General features: G+C 68.7%; 18 protein-coding genes. 10 read left to right on the forward strand and 8 right to left on the reverse strand.

Going from position 1 to position 19,470, the window contains the following annotated elements; all coding sequences use genetic code 11:
• Positions 1-80 precede the first annotated feature (80 nt).
• Together ACLFA2_RS17095 and ACLFA2_RS17100 are read left to right on the forward strand one after the other, a co-directional pair.
• Positions 81-950, forward strand: coding sequence for a hypothetical protein (locus tag ACLFA2_RS17095; RefSeq protein WP_167254324.1), 870 nt, complete (start codon positions 81-83; stop codon positions 948-950).
• Complete coding sequence (locus tag ACLFA2_RS17100) at positions 943-1,272, forward strand: transcriptional regulator (protein WP_021198603.1); 330 nt, start codon at positions 943-945, stop codon at positions 1,270-1,272. Before ACLFA2_RS17095 ends, ACLFA2_RS17100 begins: the two co-directional genes overlap by 8 nt.
• A gap of 8 nt (positions 1,273-1,280) precedes the next feature.
• On the opposite strand, the gene ACLFA2_RS17105 is transcribed toward ACLFA2_RS17100, so the two are convergent.
• The gene (locus ACLFA2_RS17105; RefSeq protein ID WP_167254320.1) at positions 1,281-2,285 is read right to left on the reverse strand and encodes an isopenicillin N synthase family dioxygenase; all 1,005 of its coding nucleotides are present in this window, start codon (positions 2,283-2,285) and stop codon (positions 1,281-1,283) included.
• 150 nt (positions 2,286-2,435) lie between these two features.
• Here ACLFA2_RS17105 and efeU point away from each other — a divergent pair, with 150 nt between their 5' ends.
• The 3 genes from efeU to efeB all read left to right on the forward strand — a co-directional run bounded on the left by efeU (position 2,436) and on the right by efeB (position 5,964).
• Positions 2,436-3,398 carry an iron uptake transporter permease EfeU gene (gene efeU / locus ACLFA2_RS17110; RefSeq protein ID WP_297554339.1) on the forward strand — a complete coding sequence of 321 codons (963 nt, stop codon included), beginning with the start codon at positions 2,436-2,438 and terminating at the stop codon, positions 3,396-3,398.
• Positions 3,395-4,627 carry an iron uptake system protein EfeO gene (gene efeO, locus ACLFA2_RS17115; protein ID WP_297554336.1) on the forward strand — a complete coding sequence of 411 codons (1,233 nt, stop codon included), beginning with the start codon at positions 3,395-3,397 and terminating at the stop codon, positions 4,625-4,627. Before efeU ends, efeO begins: the two co-directional genes overlap by 4 nt.
• 74 nt (positions 4,628-4,701) lie before the next feature.
• The gene (efeB, locus tag ACLFA2_RS17120) at positions 4,702-5,964 is read left to right on the forward strand and encodes an iron uptake transporter deferrochelatase/peroxidase subunit (protein ID WP_029258998.1); all 1,263 of its coding nucleotides are present in this window, start codon (positions 4,702-4,704) and stop codon (positions 5,962-5,964) included.
• A gap of 4 nt (positions 5,965-5,968) precedes the next feature.
• Here efeB and ACLFA2_RS17125 read toward each other — a convergent pair whose 3' ends face one another.
• Together ACLFA2_RS17125 and ACLFA2_RS17130 are read right to left on the reverse strand one after the other, a co-directional pair.
• Positions 5,969-6,844 carry a serine hydrolase domain-containing protein gene (locus ACLFA2_RS17125; protein ID WP_021198608.1) on the reverse strand — a complete coding sequence of 292 codons (876 nt, stop codon included), beginning with the start codon at positions 6,842-6,844 and terminating at the stop codon, positions 5,969-5,971.
• Between the two features lie 10 nt (positions 6,845-6,854).
• A complete protein-coding gene (locus ACLFA2_RS17130) occupies positions 6,855-7,997 on the reverse strand; it encodes an acyltransferase family protein (protein WP_031206754.1) in 1,143 nt (380 codons plus the stop codon).
• Between the two features lie 110 nt (positions 7,998-8,107).
• Between ACLFA2_RS17130 and ACLFA2_RS17135 the strand changes: the two genes are divergently transcribed.
• The 3 genes from ACLFA2_RS17135 to ACLFA2_RS17145 are packed head-to-tail and all read left to right on the forward strand — an operon-like array spanning position 8,108 to position 11,384.
• Complete coding sequence (locus ACLFA2_RS17135; RefSeq protein WP_426621697.1) at positions 8,108-9,334, forward strand: LLM class flavin-dependent oxidoreductase; 1,227 nt, start codon at positions 8,108-8,110, stop codon at positions 9,332-9,334.
• Between the two features lies 1 nt (position 9,335).
• Entirely contained in the window at positions 9,336-9,980 is a 645-nt protein-coding gene (locus ACLFA2_RS17140) for an FMN reductase (RefSeq protein WP_029259001.1), read from the forward strand.
• 51 nt (positions 9,981-10,031) lie between these two features.
• Positions 10,032-11,384, forward strand: a complete 1,353-nt coding sequence (locus ACLFA2_RS17145) for an FAD-binding oxidoreductase (RefSeq protein WP_426621698.1) — start codon at positions 10,032-10,034, stop codon at positions 11,382-11,384.
• Between the two features lie 3 nt (positions 11,385-11,387).
• Here the strand turns inward: ACLFA2_RS17145 and ACLFA2_RS17150 are convergent, their stop codons facing one another.
• Entirely contained in the window at positions 11,388-12,077 is a 690-nt protein-coding gene (locus tag ACLFA2_RS17150; protein ID WP_426621699.1) for a response regulator, read from the reverse strand.
• The gene (locus tag ACLFA2_RS17155; RefSeq protein WP_426621700.1) at positions 12,074-13,354 is read right to left on the reverse strand and encodes an ATP-binding protein; all 1,281 of its coding nucleotides are present in this window, start codon (positions 13,352-13,354) and stop codon (positions 12,074-12,076) included. The genes ACLFA2_RS17150 and ACLFA2_RS17155 overlap by 4 nt, the downstream gene beginning before the upstream one ends.
• 145 nt (positions 13,355-13,499) lie before the next feature.
• Here ACLFA2_RS17155 and ACLFA2_RS17160 point away from each other — a divergent pair, with 145 nt between their 5' ends.
• Complete coding sequence (locus ACLFA2_RS17160) at positions 13,500-14,939, forward strand: cation:dicarboxylate symporter family transporter (RefSeq protein WP_031206756.1); 1,440 nt, start codon at positions 13,500-13,502, stop codon at positions 14,937-14,939.
• A gap of 71 nt (positions 14,940-15,010) precedes the next feature.
• On the opposite strand, the gene ACLFA2_RS17165 is transcribed toward ACLFA2_RS17160, so the two are convergent.
• On the reverse strand, positions 15,011-15,187 hold the full coding sequence (locus ACLFA2_RS17165; RefSeq protein ID WP_017830923.1) for a DUF5302 domain-containing protein: 177 nt from the start codon (positions 15,185-15,187) through the stop codon (positions 15,011-15,013).
• A gap of 31 nt (positions 15,188-15,218) precedes the next feature.
• Complete coding sequence (locus tag ACLFA2_RS17170) at positions 15,219-15,803, reverse strand: DedA family protein (protein WP_031206757.1); 585 nt, start codon at positions 15,801-15,803, stop codon at positions 15,219-15,221.
• Between the two features lie 179 nt (positions 15,804-15,982).
• On the opposite strand from ACLFA2_RS17170, the gene ACLFA2_RS17175 reads away from it, so the two are divergent.
• Positions 15,983-17,884 carry a GDSL-type esterase/lipase family protein gene (locus ACLFA2_RS17175; RefSeq protein ID WP_426621701.1) on the forward strand — a complete coding sequence of 634 codons (1,902 nt, stop codon included), beginning with the start codon at positions 15,983-15,985 and terminating at the stop codon, positions 17,882-17,884.
• A gap of 47 nt (positions 17,885-17,931) precedes the next feature.
• On the opposite strand, the gene ACLFA2_RS17180 is transcribed toward ACLFA2_RS17175, so the two are convergent.
• A complete protein-coding gene (locus ACLFA2_RS17180; protein WP_322953718.1) occupies positions 17,932-19,242 on the reverse strand; it encodes a UDP-glucose/GDP-mannose dehydrogenase family protein in 1,311 nt (436 codons plus the stop codon).
• Positions 19,243-19,470 lie beyond the last annotated feature (228 nt).

Raw genomic sequence — 19,470 nt, forward strand, 5'->3', positions numbered from 1 at the left:
ATGTCCGAGGGTTGATTCCCCACTCGCTTTCCGATAGGAAAGTAGAGAGCTTTCCACAAGGAAAGTGGGGGAGGCCCGACATGCAGCAGAAGCCGATTCCCGGTCACGACGCTCTCGTGCCGCCGGATGCCGACATCGCGCGCCGGTATCTGGCCGCAGCGGACGCGGTGGTGGAGCGCCGAGGCCGCGCCGTCGACCGACGTGCGCTCGCCGGGCTCCAGATCGCCAATGCGGTGATCACGGCCGGGTATCTCGTCGCGTTCGCGCTCGTCCTCCGGCAGAGCGATGTCCTCGCCTCCCAGGTGATCCTGTTCACCTTTCTGGTGTGGGGGCAGCTGGCGAGCGGGATGGCGCAACGCAACGGGATGCAGTGGCGCTGGAGCGCTTCCCGGTGGCCGCTCATCCTCGGCGAAGTCGTGGTTCTCGTCGGCGCTGTCGTCGTGTTCGGTCTCGTCGCGTTGGATCCCGGTCTCCCGGTCGGCGTCGTGCTGATCCCCGCGGGCATAGTCCTGGTGGGTATCGGCGGTTACGGCGTGGTCCAGCTGTTCCGCGCGGCCGGAGATTCTCGGTCCCCGCGGCCTCCGCGGGTCACCCTGCCCGCTCCGATCCGATGGGGGACCCTGCTCCTCGGCGTCGCTCTCGGCGTGCTGACCATGCTCGCGGGGGCGCCGGACGATGTGCTGCGCAGCGTGATCACCCTGCTGGTGATGCTGGTTCTCCTCGCCTGGATCGTCGCCTTCAACACACCCGTCGGGCTTCCCGCCATCGGTGCTTCCTGGCGGTGGCCGCATGTGGCGGCATTCTTGCTCGCGGCAGGCATCCCTGTGGCTCTCGTGCTGGGGGGAGGAGGGGGCAGCGCATCGGGGCTCGCCGGTGTCGTCGGAGGTGTCGTCGTGATCGTGCTCTTCGTCCTGGTGTCGTTCGTTCCGGGGCGGGAGGGTCGTGGCTGAGGCGGGGTTCCGGCCGCACCCGCGCACGCAGCTGGACGACAACTTCGCCTCACCGATCCGGTTCTCGTTGATGGCCGCGCTCGGCGACGGCATGGAGTTCGACTTCCCGGCGCTCCGCGACATCCTCCAATGTGGTGATTCGCCGCTGAGCAAGGCGATCGCGCACCTGCAGACCGCGGAATACGTGCTCGCGCGCAAGGGCGTCGTCGGGGGTCGCACGCGCACGTGGGTGCGTTCGACGAAGGCGGGCCGCGATGCTTTCGCGGCCCACCTCCAGGCGCTCCGGCAGATCGTCGCTCTCGGCGGCGGGCAGGAGTTGTGACCCGTGCGTCAGGCGGGCGCGTTCACGAGGTCGGCGTGGTGGATCGCGGCGACATCCGGGTGGGCGCGCAGGCGTGACTTGAGGGCGTTCTCGCCGTAGAGCGCGTGGATGGGATTGCTCGGGTCATCGGTCACCCCGTTCGCTTCGGCGGCCAGCTCCTCGGGCAGCGCGATCAGGGGCAGCCGCTTGTCGAGCGCAGGGTTGAAGAAGAACGGGATTGAGATCCGCTCGTCCGGTGCCTGCGGCGAGACCACCCGGTGGTTCGTCGCTTTGAGGTACCCGCCCGTCGCGTACTCCAGCAGCTCGCCGATGTTCACGACGAAAGCTCCGGGCACCGGGGGAGCGTCGACCCACGTGCCGTCGCGTTCGACCTGCAGACCGCCCTTGCCCGGCTCCACCCAGAGGAGGGTGAGCACGCCGGAGTCCTTGTGCGCACCGACGCCCTGCTGAGGCTCTGGTTCGTGCGTTCCGGGATAGCGGACGATCTTGATGAGGGTCGACGGCTCGCCGAAGTGCTCGTCGAAGTAGGACTCGTCGGCGCCGAGGGTCTGGGCCCAGGCGCGCAGCAGTTTGCGAGCGACCTCGGACAGGGTCTCGTGCCACTCGGCCACGACATCCTGCAGCTCGGGCTGCGCCGACGGCCAGAGGTTCGGCCCGATGAGGCGGTTGAAGGCGGGGCCGTCGTCGACGGGTTCGCGCTCGGGGCCGATGTCGATCTGCTCGCGCCAGTCGACCTTCCCCTGGGTGCGTTCTCCGCCGATGCGCGTGTAGCCGCGGAAGTGCGGGCTGTTCACGTTCTCGATGGCCAGCTTGTCCTCTTCGGGGAGGGCGAAGAAGTCCAGGGCGGCCCGGTGGAGCCGTGCCTCGAGCGCGGGGGAGATCCCGGTGCCGGTGAGGTAGAAGAAGCCGACGTCGTGGGTCGCCGCCCGCAGGTCGTCGCGGAATCTTGCCGCGGCCTCGGGGCTTTCGTCGAGCTGGGAGAGGTCGAGAATGGGGAGCGAGAGTTCAGCCATGGACCGAGGCTACGTCGCGTCGACCGGGGTGGGATCCTGTGTTGCGCTCCGTTACTTCCGTCCCTCGTGTGCGGTGGACGTCGATCTCGGTGCTAGAGTCTCCTCGGTAAGGGCTGCCTTACCTCAGTCACCGCCAGAGAGTGTTCTTCCGTGCTCGCCACTTTTCTCATCGGGCTCCGCGAGGGCCTCGAAGCCGCACTCGTCGTCGGCATCCTCGTCGCCTACCTCCGTCGTCTCGGACGGCAGGACGCCCTCCCGAAGATGTGGGCGGGCGTCGGACTCGCGATCGCACTGGCTCTCGGCATCGGCGCGGTGCTCACCTTCGGGGCCTACGAACTCACGTTCCAGGCGCAGGAGCTGATCGGTGGCGGCCTGTCGCTGCTCGCCGTCGCGATGGTGACCTGGATGATCTTCTGGATGCAGCGGGCCGGGCGCAGCATGAAGGCGACGCTGGAGGGTGGCATCGACCGCGCCCTCACTGCCGGCGGCCTGTGGGCGCTCATCGCGATCGGCTTCGTGTCCGTCGCCCGAGAGGGCATCGAGACGACGCTGCTGCTGTGGTCGATGGTCCAGTCTTTCGGCGACGCACCCTCGGCGCTGATGGGCGCCCTGCTCGGGCTCCTCACGGCCGTGGTCGTCGGATGGCTGATCTCCCGCGGTGCGCTGCGACTCGATCTGCGTCGCTTCTTCGCCTGGACCGGCGGGTTCCTCGTGATCGTCGCGGCCGGCGTGCTCGCCTACGCGCTGATGGATCTGCAGGAGGCCGGTGTGCTTCCCGGGCCGTTCACCGCGCTGGCACCGATCGATGCCGTGACCGGCGGCGTGGCTGTCGGATGGGCCGCCTTCCCGTTCGGGTGGGCGTTCGACGTCTCGGCGACGATCGCTCCCGGTGGCCCCCTCGCATCGATTCTGCAGGCGACGGTCGGCTTCATGCCCGCGATGACCTGGATGCAGGTCGTCGCCTGGGTCGCGTACATCTCCGTCGTCGGATGGCTCTACGTCCGCGGACTCCGCTCGAAGCGCCCGTCGAAGCCGCAGGACCCGACGGAGCCGCAGGACCCGACGGAGCCCTCGTCTGAATCTCCCTCCCTCTCACCACAAGGAGCAGCATGACCACCTCGCACCGGATCCTGGGGGCGCTGGCAGCCACCGGCGCCGCGGTTCTCGTCCTGAGCGGCTGCGTCGCGAAGAGCGACGCCGGAGCCACCGCGGCCTTCGACGTCTCCTCGACCGACAGCGACTGCGCGGTCTCCGCGGCGACCGCGAAGAGCGGGACCCTGACCTTCAACGTCAAGAACGACACCGCTCAGGTCACGGAGTTCTACCTCCTCGCAGACGACGGCCTCCGGATCGTCGGCGAGGTCGAGAACATCGCGCCGGCCGCCTCGCGCACGCTCACGGTCGTCGCACAGCCCGGTGACTACTTCACTCTCTGCAAGCCGGGGATGATCGGCGATGGCGTGGGGAAGACCGCGTTCACCGTGACCGGGGATCGCGTCGCGGTGGAAGGTCCAGACGCCGAGCAGAAGCAGAAGGCCGTCGACCTCTACGGTGCGTTCGTGAAGGACCAGGTCGGTCAGCTCGTCCCCGCAGTCGAGGACTTCGTCGCCGCCTACGAGTCCGGTGACGACGAGACCGCGCGCACGCTCTTCCCGCAGACCCGCGCGTTCTACGAGCGCATCGAGCCGGTCGCCGAGGCGCTGGGCGACCTCGACCCGCGGATCGACTATCGCGAGGTCGATGCCGTCGCCGAAGGACTGGACTGGACGGGCTTCCACCGCATCGAGAAGGACCTGTGGGTTCCGGCGCAGGACGCGCTGAACGCCGACGGGGAGACCCCCGCGTGGCAGGACTGGGTGCCGTCCACGCCGGAGGAGCGCGCCGACTACGGCGATCTGCTGCTCGCCGACGTGCAGGAGCTCTACGACTACGTGCACTCCGACGACTTCACCACCGCCCTCGACGACCAGGGCATCGGCGGCATCTCGAACGGCGCCATCGCGCTGCTCGACGAGGTCGCGACCGGGAAGATCTCCGGGGAGGAGGACTGGTGGTCCGGGACCGACCTCTACGACTTCGCCGCGAACGTCGAAGGGTCGAAGATGGCGTTCTCGCTCGTGCAGGACTTCGCCGTCGCGCAGGGCGACGAGGGGAAGGCTCTGGTCGCGGAGATCGAGTCGGGTTACACCGCGCTCGAGGAATCTCTCGCGGCTCACGGCTCGCTGGCCGACGGCTTCGTGGGCTACTCGCAACTGACCGAGGCCGACAAGCGCGAGTTCACCGACCTGATCAACGCTCTGGCCGAGCCGCTCTCGCAGCTCACCAGCACGGTCCTCGACTGATCAGCCGCACGCTACGGGATACCATCACGGACGTGAACGAACCAGAAGCGGATGCCGCACCCGAAGAGTCATCGATGGGCGCGGCGTCCGCTCCTGCCGGTTTGAGCAGGCGGGGCCTGCTCGGCCTGGCCATCGGGGGCGGCGTCGCGGGCCTCGCGGTCGGCGCCGGTGCGGGTCTCGCCGGCGGCGTCGCGCTCGGGCGGGCGCGTGCGGCGGAGGACGCGCATTCCGCATACGCGTTCTTCGGCGATCACCAGGCAGGCATCACCACTCCGGTGCAGGACCATCTGCATTTCGCCAGCTTCGACATGATGCCGCGCACGGATCGCGACGACCTCATCTCGTTGCTGCAGGACTGGTCGTACGCGGCCTCCCGCATGGCGCAGGGCCTCGAAGTCAGTGCGACGGGTGCGGTCGGTGGGCCGGCCGAAGCGCCGCCGGACGACACGGGGGAGGCGCTGGGGCTTCCCGCCGCCGGGCTCACGATCACGTTCGGCTTCGGGCCGGGACTCTTCGAGAACGAGGACGGCGACCGCTACGGGATCGCCGCGCAGCGTCCCCCGGGGCTGGAACGGCTCCCGGCGTTCCTCGGTGACGATCTCGATCCGCAGACCTCTCACGGCGACCTGTGCATCCAGGCCTGCGCCGACGACCCGCAGGTGGCGGTGCATGCGATCCGCAACCTCAGCCGCATCGCCTTCGGCCGGGCTCGGCTGCGCTGGTCGCAGCTGGGATTCGGCAAGACGTCGCGCACGACGGCGACGCAGGCGACGCCGCGCAATCTTTTCGGGTTCAAGGACGGCACCGCGAACATCCTGGCCGATGACACCGAGGCGCTCGGCGATCACGTCTGGGTATCGGAGAAGGACGAACCGGCGTGGCTGGCCGGCGGGTCCTACCTCGTGGCCAGGAAGATCGCGATGCTCATCGAGACCTGGGACCGCGTGCGCCTGTCGGAGCAGGACACCATCATCGGTCGGGACAAGGGCGAGGGTGCACCGCTCTCCGGCGGAGACGAGTTCACGGCACCGGACTTCCACAGCAAGGCGATCGACGCGAACAGCCACGTGAGTCTCGCGCATCCGGAGAAGAACGACGGCATCCGCATCCTCCGCCGCGGCTACAACTACGTCGACGGGAACAACACGCTCGGACGCCTCGATGCCGGGCTCTTCTTCCTGTCGTACCAGCGCGATCCTGCACAGTTCATCTCGCTGCAGCGTCGGTTGTCGACAGATCTCATGAACGAGTACATCCGCCACGTCGGTTCGGGCATCTGGGCGGTGCCGGCGGGGGTGAAGCCGGGGTCCTTCGTGGGGGCCGGGCTGTTCGCCTGAGCGGTCACGGCTCGTGTGTGCTCGTGAGCGCCTCCACCGCGAACGCGGCGATGGCATCGGCGCCGAAGTGATCGTCTGCCGTGATCGTGACCACCGCGTCGTCGAGGAAGATGAGCAGCTGGCCGTAGGCGCCGTGAAGTCTCCACGCCGGCCCCGGCCCGCCCCATCCTGCAAGGGCGTAGCGATCGTAGTCCGTGCTCTCGCCGGCGACCCGCCATTCCGTGTGCATCGCGTCGATCCATCCTGGGGCGATCAGCTGTCGGCCCTCCCACACCCCGCGATCTCTGATCAGGAGTCCGAGACGGGAGAGCTCTTCGGTGCGCAGAGAGAGCCCGCCTCCGGCGACGATGCGACCCTGAGGGCTGCGCTCCCACTCCACGTCGATGATGCCGAGCGGGTCGAAGAGACGGGGGACGAGATAGTCGCCGATGTCTCCGACTAGCGCGGCCAGCGCCGTCATCGCGGTGTACGTGCTCGCGTTCGAGTACTGGAACGACCGTCCGCCCGACGGGCGTCGCAGGAACTCGCGGGCGAGGTCCGGCCAGTCCGTCATCAGAGTCTCCGACCAGGGCAGATCGATCCCGCTGGTCATCGAGAGCAGGTGCCGCAGCGTGACGTCCTCGACGCCAGCTCCCAGCTCGAAGCCGGGGAGGTACGTGCCGACGGGCATGTCGAGCGACACCGCACCCTCGTCGGCGGCCAGTCCCGCAGCCAGAACGCAGACGCCTTTCGCGACGGAGTGCACGTCCTCCCGCACGTCGTCGGTCCAGCGGTGGTCGGCGGTCTCAGTGGCGACGCGGACGTGCAGCCCGTGAGCGCCGAACCCCGTCTCCTCGATGCGTTCGACGATGCGGTCTCGAACGGTCTGTGCGCGGCTCACACCTTCGAGGTTATCGTCCGGTCTGGCGCGGGCGCCGCGAGCCCGTCGGGTCGTTCCGGCGCCCCTCCTTGGAGGCCAGCGCCGGGTCGGCGAAGAGCCACCCTGGGCGGGGTTCCACCAGCGGGCGGAAGACCCACCTGACCGGCTTCGTCGCCAGCGCGAGGGCGATCAGCACTGACGCCACGGTGACGAGGGGGAGCCAGATCCAGGTCGGCTCGAGGCTCTGCAGGATCCCGCTCTCGCGGAAGGGGTACAGCACGAACGAATGCAGGAGGAACACGTACATCGTGTACTGGCCGAATGCCGTCCACCAGTGGGCGCCCCGTGGGATGAGGGCGAAGAAGGCGGCGCTGAGCACGACGGCGAGCAACATCAGGAGTATCCGCACCCCGCCGGCCCACCACTGCTCGCCGCCCAGGTCGGCATAGGAGTCCTCGTAGAAGAGCCAGTGCCGCAGGTCGGACGCCTGCCACAGCGGAAGCCAGTTCCAGGCCGCAAAGCCGGCCAGAGCGAAGATCGCGACGGCGCCGCCCCGGATCCACCAGGGGCGGAAGTCGAGGAGGCGGAACCTGTCGACGATGTCGTGCTCGCGCAGCCACCAGCCCAGTGTGAAGAAGGGAAGGAGCCCCAGGGTGCGGGACAGCGAGAACGTGCTGTCGACGTTCGGCAGGTATCCCACGCCGACCGAGATGACCACGGTCCACAGCAGCGGCCACCGAAGCAGTGCGAGGTACGGGAGCACGAGCCGGAAGATCCCGAGCGCGAGGAGGAACCACAGCGTCCAGCTCGGTTTCGTGATGTTCGGATCGACCTGGCCCTCGACCAGCCATTTGGTGAGTGTCCACAGCGTCTCGAAGATGACGTAGGGGAGCAGGATGTCCGTGATCACCCTGGCCATCTGCGTCTTGGAGGGTGAGCCGGACTTCGAGAAGTAGCCGGAGATGATGGCGAACGCCGGCATGTGGAACGCGTACAGCGCGAGGTAGAACGCGAAGGCGATGTCGGAGTCGTACGTCAGGCGCTGGATCGCGTGACCGAGCACGACGAGCACGATGCAGACGTAGCGCGCGTTGTCCCAGAACGGCACACGTCTCCGCCTGCGGGGAACCGATCCTGTGGTGGGCCCTGAGATGTCGGCGCCGGCAGTGCTCATCGTTCGAGGCTACAGGCCGGGAATAAAGTTGCTGTGAGCGCGTTGACACAGATACATTCAAATGAATAGAAACGGATGCGAGTCATCCGATTCGGAGACACGGAGCAATCATGAGCGAGCAGTCAGGCGCGCAGGCGATGCAGTTCGGCATCATGTCGGTCAGCGACATCACCCGCGATCCCACCACCGGGATCACCCCCAGCGAGCAGGAGCGCATCAAGGCGACCACGGCGATCGCCGTGCACGCCGAAGAGGTCGGACTCGACGTCTTCGCGATCGGCGAACACCACAACCCGCCGTTCTGGTCCTCCAGCCCCACGACCTTCCTCGCGGCGCTTGCTGCGCAGACCGAGCGCCTGATCGTCTCCACGTCGACGACGCTCATCACCACGAACGATCCCGTGCGCATCGCCGAGGAGTACGCGATGCTGCAGCATGTCTCTGACGGCCGCATGGACCTCATGCTCGGTCGTGGCAACACCGGTCCTGTGTATCCCTGGTTCGGTCAGGACATCCGCCAGGGACTCCCGCTCGCGATCGAGAACTACGCCCTGCTGCACAAGCTGTGGCGTGAGGACGTCGTCGACTGGGAGGGCAAGTTCCGCACGCCGCTGCAGGGCTTCACGTCGACTCCGCGCCCCCTCGACGGGATCGCGCCGTTCGTATGGCACGGATCCATCCGCACCCCGGAGATCGCCGAACAGGCCGCGTACTACGGTGACGGCTTCTTCGCGAACAACATCTTCTGGCCCAAGGAGCACTACCAGCGCCTCATCGAGCTGTACCGCCAGCGCTTCGAGCACTACGGCCACGGCACACGGGAACAGGCGATCGTGGGTCTCGGCGGACAGGTGTTCATGGCCGCGAAGTCGCAGGACGCGGTGGACCAGTTCCGTCCGTACTTCGACAACGCGCCCGTCTACGGTCACGGTCCGAGCATGGAGGACTTCACCGAGATGACTCCGCTGACGGTGGGTTCCCCGCAGCAGGTGATCGACCGGTACGCCGCGATGCGCGAGCACTACGGTGACTACCAGCGGCAACTCTTCCTGATCGACCACGCGGGTCTGCCGCTCAAGACGGTGCTGGAGCAGCTCGACATCCTCGGTTCCGAGGTCGTGCCGGTGCTCCGCAAGGAGCTCGCGAAAGACCGCCCCGCCGCCGTGCCCGACGCGCCGACCCACACGGCACGCGTCAGGGCCGAATTCGGCGACGGTCCGACCCGTCAGGCGCGCCCCGGCGCCAACCGCGGTGACAACCTGACAGGCGATTCGCCCTACCAGGACAGCCCGGCCCCCGCAGGCGCAGCCTTCGGGCTCGGCCGCACGGAGGCGTGACATGACCGTGCGTCGTATCGCCGTGGTCTCCGCCGGCCTGTCGAACCCGTCGTCCACGAGGATGCTCGCGGACCGACTCGCGGCCGAGACCGTGAAAGCCCTCGCCGAGCACGACATCGAAGCGAGCGTCGACGTGATCGAGCTGCGGGACTATGCGCACGACATCACGAACAACCTGCTCACTGGGTTCGCGCCGCCGGCCCTGGAGACGGCGATCAACACCGTGGTCTCCGCCGACGCGCTGATCGCGGTGACGCCGATCTTCTCGACGAGCTACTCGGGGTTGTTCAAGTCCTTCATCGACGTGCTCGACCCGGATGCGCTCACCGGCACGCCCGTGCTGATCGGTGCGAACGCCGGCACCGCGCGGCATTCGCTGGCGATCGACTACGCGATCCGCCCGCTCTTCGCCTATCTGCATGCGGAGCCCGTCTCGACCGGGGTGTTCGCGGCGTCGAGCGACTGGGGTGGGGCGGGAGACGACGTCGCGCCGCTCGCCAAGCGCGTCGAGAAGGGGGCCAGGGAGTTGGCGGAGGCGATCGCCCGACGCGAGGCGACCGCCGTCGCCGACCCGTACGATCCGGCGACGTACCTGGGAGAGGGGCGTTCCTTCGGCCACATGCTCGGCGGTCTCGCGGGCGAGTGAGCGGCGCATGACGCCATCGACGATGTCCGAGGGATATCGTACGGTGGCGTCATGTCCACACACCCCGCGCTCGTCGCGCTCCAGGAACGACTCACCGGCACCCTCCTCCTCCCCGAAGACGACGCTTACGATGCAGCGCGACAGCCGTGGAATCTCGCGATCGAGCAGCGGCCGGATGCGGTGGCGATACCTGCCGACGTCGACGACCTCCGTGCACTGCTGAGTGCGGCACGCGAGTCCGGCACGCCGCTCGCGATCCAGCCGAGTGGTCATGGCGCCTCCGGATCCCTGGCCGGCACCGTGCTCGTGCGCATGGGTGCTTTCGACGATCTGGAGGTCGACCTCGAAAGCGGCATCGTCAGAGTCGGTACCGGCGTGCGCTGGGGAGCTGTCGTCGAGGCGCTCGAAGGCTCGGGGTGGGTCGCTCCTGCCGGAACCAGTCCGGTGGTGAGCGTCGCGGGGTACACGCTGGGCGGCGGACACTCGTGGTTCAGCCGGACGGCGGGTCTCGGGTCCGACAACCTGCGCGCGGCGTGGGTGCTGCGCACCGACGGCACGCACGAGCGCGTCGACGACGACACCGATGCCGACCTCATGTGGGCGCTGCGGGGCGCCGGCGGCCTCGTCGGGATCGTGACCGCGACCGAGATCGATCTGGTGCGGGCACCCGCCGTCTGGGGGGCGAACCTCACCTTCGACGTCGCTGATGCCCCAGCGGTGGTCCGTGCCGTCCGCGACCTCGCAGCCTCGGCTCCGTCGACGCTCAACGTCTTCCTCAACTCGATGCGCATGCCGGACGCCCCGCAGCTTCCGGAGGAGATCAGGGGAAGGAGCTTCCTCACGGTCCAGGCGCTGTCGGCCGACGGGCCGCAGGAGGAGCTGATCGACACCATACGGCGGGCTGGGACGGTGCGCAGGGAGATCACCGGGCCGACGTCGCCGGCGGCACTCGCGGCCGCCTCGAACGAGCCGACGGATCCCACGCCGGGGCGTGGGGCGTCGATGGCGCTCAGCGTGCTCGACGATGCGACAATCGACGCCCTCCTCGAATTCCGGGAGCTGCCGGAGCAGTGGCCGATCATGGGCATCGACATCCGTATGCTCGGCGGTGCTCTCGATGCACCGCGGCGTGAGGGCTTCGCCTCGCTCGAATCCGTGGGCTGGCTGTTGCATGCTCTCGTGCCGGTGATCCCGGGAGTGCCCGCAGAACCGGGAGAGATGAGTCTCGAGGCCTTCCGAGAGCTGCTGGGACCGAACGAGGCATCGCAGACCGTGGCGACCTTCCTCGAACCGGAACAGACCCTCGAGCGCTGCGGGTCCGACGACGAGATCGCCCGGCTTCGTGATCTGCGTGCGCGCTTCGATCCGCACGCGGTGCTGCACGACGGACGGCTGCCGCGCTGACGGTCAGGTCCCCGGGCCGGGTCGCCTCTTCCAGTCGTACTCGGTCTCCGGCCGTCCGCGGGTCCCGTATCGCGCAGAACGCGTGAGTACGCCTTCGGCGACCAGGTGTTCCAGGTAGCGACGCACGGCGACCCGCGACATACCGAGACGCTCTGCCGCCTCGCTCGCCGAGAGCGGCCCGTCGGTGCGCAACTCGGCGGTGACCCTGTCGAGCGAGGCCGCCGAGAGCCCCTTGGGGAGGGGGATCGTCGCGGTGGAACGCCCGAGCAGGGCGTCGATTTCCGCCTGCGTCGCTTCGCCCTCGGTGCTCCGCGCCTGTTCGCGGTGCGTACGGTACTGCTCCATCCGCTCGCGGAACACCGCGAAGGGGAACGGCTTGATCAGATACTGGAAGACACCGAGTGCGGCCATCTGTCGAACGGCGTCGGCGTCGCGGACGCCGGTGATGGCGATCACATCCACGGCCGCGGATCGCCCGCGAAGCGTGCGGAGCACGTCGATGCCGGAGCCGTCCGGCATCGTGATGTCGAGCAGAACCAGGTCGAACGCATCGGGGCGCTCGAGCACGGCGCTCATGGCGGCTCGAGCCCCCGTGCACTCGCCGGCGACGACGAACCCGTCGAGGCGGGCCATGTAGTCGCGATGCAGTTCGAGGGTCAGAGCATCGTCATCGACGATGAGTGTGCGGATCATGCCGGAGACCTCCGTGGCCCTGCTGCGGGGAGGACGACCCGGAACGTCGTCGGATCGTCACTCACGGTCACAGAACCGCCGGCGCCGGTGACCACGGAATGGACGAGCGCGAGCCCGACGCCGCGACCCTGCGCGTCGGCGGGCTTCGTGGAGTAGCCCTGGTCGAAGATACGCTCCCGCAGGGAAGGCGGGATGCCGGGGCCGCTGTCCGAGACCTCGAGCATGATCCCGGCACCGTGCGGGCGGAGCGAGACCTGAACCCAGCGGTCGTCGGACTCAGCGGCCGCATCCATGGCGTTGTCCACGAGATTGCCGAGCACCGAGACGGCGTCCACCGGGGACAGCGGTGTGCGAGGTGTGTCGGGTTCGATGCGCACCCGCCAATCGATGCCGCGTTCCTTGGCCTGGGAGGCTTTGCCGAGAAGGAGAGCACCCACGGCGGGATCCCCGTGTCGTCGTGCGGTCACCTGGTCGACGAGCGACTGGCTCTGTCGAGAAGTCTCGGTGAGGATCTCGATCGCCTGGTCCCGGCGCCCGAGTTCGAGTAGAGCGACGGCGGCGTGCATCCGATTCCCGTGCTCGTGGGTCTGCGCGCGCAGGGCTTCGCTCAGAGTGCGGATCGATTCGTAGGAAGAGACCGCGTCGCGCACCTGACCGGGTGGCAGATCGCCCGCGATGCGGCGGGTCACGCGTCGGGCGATCACGGCACCGCCGGCACCGAGGGCGACGAGGCCGATCGTGATGCCGAGGGTGAGAGGCAGGCGGCGGATCAGGGTGTCGGTGATCGACTCTGTCGTCACGCCGGCCGACACCCAGCCGATCAGCGCGCCGTCCGTCGTCGTCACCGGCGCGATGGTGCGCACCGAAGGGCCGAGGGTGCCGGTGAACTCCTCGGTGAGTGGGATGGGCGACGACGGGATCGTTCCCAGGTAGTGTCCGCCGATCTGGTCGGTGTCGGGGTGCGTGATCCGCGTGCCGTCCGGCGTCATGACCGTGATGAAGTCGAGTCCTGCACTGGCGATCACCGCGAGCGAATAGGGCTCGAGCACCGGGGTCGCTGAGCCCGGATCATCCCCGCGCAGACCGTCGATCACCAGGGGAGAGGAGGCGAACGCGGCGGCGGTGGCCGCCGTCACCCGTTCGGCCTCGGCGCGGATCGACCGCTGCGCCTCGACCACCAGGTAGACGGCCACCACAGCGCCGATCACGACGGCCGCGACGAGCAGCACCGCGAAGACTCGGGATGCGGCGCTGCGTGCGCGGGAGGTGTGCGCCATCGCTTCCTCCGATCGTCGATGCTCCGGTGCCGTGACCAATACGACCACAAGTCGCCTCCGTGCGCGAAGTCGGAGACCGTGAGATGTGATCGGCGGCGACGCAGCCGCCCACCAGACGAAGACGTCGATGATCGAGGAGGATGCGATGGCGCTCACAACAGGATTCTCACTGCCGAAATTCAATTGGCGGCGAGGGAAGCAATCGTGGGACCGGCACACCTGGCTGTATGTGTCCGTGCTGCTGGCGGTCGTCCTCGGCGCCGTCGTCGGTCTCGTGTGGCCGGAGGTCGGCCAGGCGTTCGAGCCGCTGGGCAAGGGGTTCGTCGCTCTGATCAAGATGATGATCGCGCCGATCATCTTCTGCACGATCGTCGTCGGGGTGGGATCGATCGCCAAGGCGGCCACCGTCGGCAAGATCGGCGGACTGGCGCTGCTGTACTTCATGATCATGTCGACCTTCGCACTCGCGATCGGCCTCGTCGTCGGCAACATCATCCACCCCGGTGCCGGTCTCGACATGGCCTCCTCGACCTACGATGCGGTCGAGACCGAGGCCAAGACCACGCAGGAGTTCATCCTCGGCATCATCCCGACGACGTTCTTCTCGGCCTTCACGGGGGAGAGCGTGCTGCAGGTGCTGTTCATCGCGCTGCTCGTCGGCTTCGCCCTGCAGGGGCTCGGCGATCGCGGTGCACCGATCATGGAGGCTGTCAAGCAGCTGCAGAAACTGGTCTTCCGCATCCTCGGCATGATCCTGTGGCTTGCGCCTCTCGGAGCGTTCGGCGCCATCGCCGCGGTGGTGGGCAAGACCGGTGTCGCCGCCATCTGGAGCCTCGGAACGCTGATGGTCGCGTTCTACATCACCTGCATCCTGTTCATCGTCGTGATCCTCGGAGCGCTGCTGTGGACAGTCACGCGGGTGAACATCTTCTCCCTCATGAAGTACCTCGCCAGGGAGTACCTGCTCATCGTCGGCACCTCGTCGTCGGAGTCAGCGCTGCCTCGACTGATCGCGAAGATGGAGTTCGTCGGCGTCTCCAAGCCTGTCGTCGGCATCACCGTACCGACCGGATACTCGTTCAACCTCGACGGCACGGCCATCTACCTGACCATGGCCTCGCTGTTTATCGCCACCGGTATGGGGCAGCCGATGACGATCGGCGAGCAGATCGGCCTGCTGGTGTTCATGATCATCGCCAGCAAGGGGGCAGCGGGTGTCACCGGTGCCGGTCTCGCTACCCTCGCCGGTGGTCTCCAGGCCTACCGTCCCGATCTGGTGGACGGTGTCGGCGTGATCGTCGGCATCGACCGGTTCATGTCCGAGGGCCGCGCGCTCACGAACTTCACCGGCAACGCGGTGGCGACGCTCCTGATCGGCACCTGGACGAAGCAGATCGACCGCGACCGTGTGCGGCGCGTGCTCAGCGGCGAGCTGCCGTTCGACGAGTCCCTGCTCGACGGCGTCGACGCCCACGGACACGCGGACGCTCCGCAGGCGGCGGACATGCAGGAGCTGCGTGAGGCGGCGGTCACCGAGATGGCGGCGAAGGAGGAGCGGGCCAGGCTTCGCGCCGATCGCTCCTGACGCGAGATCGCGCACGACGAGAGGGTGAGGGATGCGGGAGGCCGGCCGAGCCGGCTCCCGCATCCGCGCGGTCAACCGCTCTTGCGTCGGAACTCGCGCCGGGTCTGCGGGGCGTTCGCACTGTGCACGGCGGAGTCGCCGTCGAGGTGTGCCTCGCCCTGCCGGTGGTGCGCGTTCTTCTTCTCGAGCGCTTCCTTGAACTTGCGCTTCATCTCCTCGGACGAGGAGGCGCCTTCTTCGGTGCTCATGCCCCGAGCCTAGAGCAACCGGTCCGGCCGGTCATCCTCTGGTGCGGCGCACGCACAGGTCGATCACCGCTCCGAGTCCGATCGCGAGCACGATCGACACCGGCACCGCGACAAGGGGGCCGCCGGGAAGGATCGCCGCAACGGCTGCACCGACCGCTGCCTGGTAGAGCGCCCACCCGGTCGCGGCCAGGGCGACGAGAGCGAGATAGCGGGGAGGATGGATGCGCGATGCTCCGGCGACCAGGTTGATCGCCAGGCGCGCGAACGGCACGAACCGGGCGGTGAACAGCACCGTCGCCATCCCGCCGTCCAAGCGGCGTCGGGCCCACACCAGAGCCTGCTGCACACGGGGCATCCTCATCCACCGCCAGCGCTCGGTTCCCACCGAACGCCCGATGAGGTAGCAGCAGGCGTCTCCGACGGCCGCGGCGACGGCGGCGCAGACGACCACGGCCCAGAGCGGCGGGGAACCCGTGGTCACGGCGACGGCGCCGAGCGCCGTCACCGCGACCTCACCCGGCACGACGACGAAGAAGGCATCGCCGACGACGAGCAGACTCATCACCGCCAGGCTCCACGGGCTGGCGAGCGATGCGGTCAGCAGATCCGTCGGCACGTCGCCCACTGTGCCCGCGACGGGTGAACGGGAACCAAAGACCGGATAGCCGGTGACCCGTTCTCCAGCATCCGGTGAACATCTGGTGCAGGGGAGCGTCTCCGGCGCATGGAGCTCCCGAGTCCCGTCATCCTGGTGCTGTGAGAGTAGCGATCGTCACAGAATCCTTCCTTCCGCACATGAACGGCGTCACCGGTTCGGTGCTGCAGATCCTGCGGCACCTCGAGCGGCGAGGGCATGAGGCACATGTCGTCGCCCCCGCTGCGGTCGGCGTCCCCGCCGAGGTGAGCGGGGCACGCATCGAGGCGATTCCGAGCCTCGCGCTGCCGGGGTACCGTCATGTGCGGGTGGGCACGTCGAGCGCTCGCCGGGTCACGTCCTCACTCGCGCGCTTCCAGCCCGATGTCGTGCACCTCGCCTCCCCGTTCGCTCTGGGATGGCGGGGGGTGCTCGCAGCCGAACGCCTCGACCTGCCTGCCGTCGCCGCTTACCAGACCGATGTCGCCGCATACACCCAGCGCTACCGGATCGCGGCGACCACCGGCATCGCCCAGACTCACATCGCCCGCTTGCACAGGCGCGCGACCCTGACCCTGGCGCCTTCGGCTGACTCGGCCGGGCAGCTCGCCGCGCTCGGCATCGATCGCGTCCGGCGGTGGGGGAGAGGTGTCGATGCCGAACGCTTCCAGCCCGCGCGGCGCCAGTATGCGCTCCGCTCCGAGTGGGGCGCCGACGTCGTGATCGGCTATGTGGGACGCCTCGCTCCTGAGAAGCAGGTCGAAGACCTCGCCGCGCTCCGCGACATCCCGGGCACGCGACTGGTGATCGTCGGAGACGGACCCAGCAGGGCACGGCTGCAGGGCCTGGTCCCCGACGCCCTGTTCCTCGGCCACCTCGACGGCGGTGAGTTGGCCGCGGCGATGGCGTCGTTCGACCTCTTCGTGCACCCGGGCGAGAGTGAGACCTTCGGGCAGACCCTGCAGGAAGCGCACGCGAGTGGCGTACCCGTCGTAGCCACGGGGCGTGGCGGCCCGCTCGACCTCGTACGCATGGGAATCGATGGTTGGCTCTACCGGCCGGGCGACCTCGACGATCTGCGGATGCGCGTGGCCGATCTCGCCGGAGATGCGCGCAAGCGACGCGCGTTCGGCGATGCGGGGCGCGTAGCCGTGCAGGAGCGCAGCTGGGAGAGCGTGTGCGATCAGCTCCTCGGCCACTTCGACGAGGCTCGGATGCTGCAGAGGGCCGATTCCGGGGCGCGCTCCCGCCGCGTCGTGCGACCGGAACCGTCCGCGCCGGTCACCGCCCGTCGATGGCACCGCTACGTCGCTCTCGGCGACTCCCTGACGGAAGGACTGTGCGACCCGGCACCCGACGGTGCCCTCCGCGGGTGGGCCGACCGCCTCGCCCTGCTGCTCGCCGCCAGAGGAAGCCTGCACTACGCGAACCTGGCGGTCCGGTCCAAGCGCGTGCGCGACCTCACCGGCCAGCAACTGACGCGAGCACTCGAACTGCGCCCCGACCTCGCGTCGATCCTGATCGGGGCGAACGACCTCGTGAAGCGCCGTGTCGACGTCACAGCGCTCGCCGCGGAGCTCGAGGGGGCGGTGCGACAGTTGCGGGGGATCGGTGCCGACGTGCTTCTGGTGACGCCGTTCCTTCCCGGGCGCCGCGCGGCATCGCTCTACACGAGGAGGTTCTCCGCCTTCGCGACCGCATTGACCGGTATCGCGGCTCGCACCGGAGCGATCCTGATCGACACGGACCTGCATCCCTCATTGGGCGAGCGCCCGAACTGGGGCGAAGACCTGGTGCACCTCAGCAGTCGAGGGCACCGTTTCCTCGCCTATCGCGCCGGCGAGATACTCGGAGTGCCCGATGCGGACACACTGGGAGTGCTCGATGCCGCGATGCACGAGCATGAGCCCATCGGCGCGGGGGTATGGTGGCGCCGTCACGCGTTGCCCTGGGTCTGGCGTCGGCTGCACGGGCGGGCGGCGGGCGACGGGCGGCTCGCGAAGCACGACGACTACGTCTACCTCGGTCGCTCGTCCGCAGCGAGGACGGCGTTCGTCCGCTGACCTCGTGCTCCGGTGGAGTGTTCGGTGCCGCCCCTGCCGTGGGTGCCTCAACGCCGCCCCATCCCGTGGTACTGCCAACCGGCAGCACGCCAGGAGAGGGAGTCGAGACAGTTCCGTCCGTCGATGATGATCCGTCCCCGCACGAGTGCGCCGGCGTGCTCGGGCGAGAGGTCGCGCCGGTACTCGTCCCATTCGGTGACGACGACGACGGCGTCGGCCTCCCGCAGCGCCTCGTCGCGGTCACGCGCGTAGCCGAGCTGAGGGTGCGCAGCCGCGGCGTTGTCGACGGCAGCCGGGTCGGTCACGACGACATCCGCGCCCAGCCCGCGCAGTCGCACGGCAACGTCCAGGGCCGGTGAATCGCGGATGTCGTCGCTGAACGGTTTGAAGGCGGCGCCCAGCACGGCGATCCGCCGGCCGAACACGAGCCCGCCCAGCGCGTCGACCACGAGCTGCACCGCCCGATCACGGCGACGGAGGTTGATGCTGTCGACCTCGCGCAGGAACCCGACCGCTTCGCCGCGTCCCAGCTCTTCGGCCCGTGCGGCGAACGCGCGGATGTCCTTGGGAAGGCACCCTCCGCCGAAGCCGATGCCCGCGCCGAGGTAGCGTCGGCCGATGCGGGTGTCATGCCCGAGCGCGTCGGCGAGCAGGCCGACATCGGCACCGGACGCCTCGGCGATCTCGGCCATCGCGTTGATGAACGAGATCTTGGTGGCCAGGAACGCGTTCGCCGCGCCCTTGACCAGCTCGGCCGTCGCGAGATCCGTGACGAGGAAGGGCGTCCCCGCGTCGAGGGCCGGCGCGTACACCTCTCGCAGGACTCCGACCGCGCGCTGACCCGCCGCATCGGCCTCGGCGCCGACCACGAGGCGGTCCGGGGTCAGAGTGTCGTGCACGGCCCAGCCTTCGCGCAGGAACTCGGGGTTCCACACGAGCGTCGCTCCCGTGACGGCGATGCGCCCGGCGACCGCGACGGCTGTACCGACCGGCACGGTGGATTTGCCCGCGACGACGTCGCCGACGCGCAGATGGGGGAGCAGCCCGTCGACTGCCGCATCGACGTGACGCAGATCCGCGGCATGCCCACCCGGCATCTGCGGAGTGCCGACGGCGAGGAAGTGCACGTCCGCACCCGCGGCGTCCGCCATCCGGTCGCTGAAGCGGAGCCGCCCCGAGCGCAGGCCATCCGCCAGCAGCTCCGGCAGCCGTGGCTCGAAGAACGGTGCGGTGCCGGAAGCGAGGGCCGCGATCTTCTGCGCGTCGACGTCGATGCCGATCACGTCGTGTCCGATGGAGGCCATGGCGGCGGCGTGCACGGCACCGAGGTAGCCGCAGCCGATCACTGACAAGCGCATGGACTCCACCACAGCGGACGCCCGTCGCTTCGCGGAGTCCGCACGGTGAACGGGCTGTGGACGCGAGATGTCGGATCCGCGATGCGCGACGAGACGCAGGATTTGAGGTCAGCGCTGGTAGGGTGGATGCGGTTGACGTGTGTCAACCGCATAATTTCATATCGACTCATGGAGCGATCGGCGGAGAAGCTGGTCCCCTGTGGTGGGTTCCTCGGCGGATGTCGGGTG

The sequence above is a fragment of the Microbacterium sp. As-52 genome (assembly GCF_049949185.1).
Lineage (GTDB): Bacteria > Actinomycetota > Actinomycetes > Actinomycetales > Microbacteriaceae > Microbacterium > Microbacterium maritypicum_A.

Excerpts from the sequence above, each read along its gene's own strand:
- ACLFA2_RS17095 (WP_167254324.1), top strand. The coding sequence starts at position 81 with ATGCAGCAGAAGCCGATTCCCGGTCACGACGCTCTCGTGCCGCCGGAT.
- ACLFA2_RS17105 (WP_167254320.1), bottom strand. The coding sequence starts at position 2,285 with ATGGCTGAACTCTCGCTCCCCATTCTCGACCTCTCCCAGCTCGACGAA.
- efeO (WP_297554336.1), top strand. The coding sequence starts at position 3,395 with ATGACCACCTCGCACCGGATCCTGGGGGCGCTGGCAGCCACCGGCGCC.
- efeB (WP_029258998.1), top strand. The coding sequence starts at position 4,702 with ATGGGCGCGGCGTCCGCTCCTGCCGGTTTGAGCAGGCGGGGCCTGCTC.
- ACLFA2_RS17130 (WP_031206754.1), bottom strand. The coding sequence starts at position 7,997 with ATGAGCACTGCCGGCGCCGACATCTCAGGGCCCACCACAGGATCGGTT.
- ACLFA2_RS17135 (WP_426621697.1), top strand. The coding sequence starts at position 8,108 with ATGAGCGAGCAGTCAGGCGCGCAGGCGATGCAGTTCGGCATCATGTCG.
- ACLFA2_RS17140 (WP_029259001.1), top strand. The coding sequence starts at position 9,336 with ATGACCGTGCGTCGTATCGCCGTGGTCTCCGCCGGCCTGTCGAACCCG.
- ACLFA2_RS17145 (WP_426621698.1), top strand. The coding sequence starts at position 10,032 with ATGTCCACACACCCCGCGCTCGTCGCGCTCCAGGAACGACTCACCGGC.
- ACLFA2_RS17150 (WP_426621699.1), bottom strand. The coding sequence starts at position 12,077 with ATGATCCGCACACTCATCGTCGATGACGATGCTCTGACCCTCGAACTG.
- ACLFA2_RS17155 (WP_426621700.1), bottom strand. The coding sequence starts at position 13,354 with ATGGCGCACACCTCCCGCGCACGCAGCGCCGCATCCCGAGTCTTCGCG.
- ACLFA2_RS17160 (WP_031206756.1), top strand. The coding sequence starts at position 13,500 with ATGGCGCTCACAACAGGATTCTCACTGCCGAAATTCAATTGGCGGCGA.
- ACLFA2_RS17165 (WP_017830923.1), bottom strand. The coding sequence starts at position 15,187 with ATGAGCACCGAAGAAGGCGCCTCCTCGTCCGAGGAGATGAAGCGCAAG.
- ACLFA2_RS17175 (WP_426621701.1), top strand. The coding sequence starts at position 15,983 with ATGAACGGCGTCACCGGTTCGGTGCTGCAGATCCTGCGGCACCTCGAG.
- ACLFA2_RS17180 (WP_322953718.1), bottom strand. The coding sequence starts at position 19,242 with ATGCGCTTGTCAGTGATCGGCTGCGGCTACCTCGGTGCCGTGCACGCC.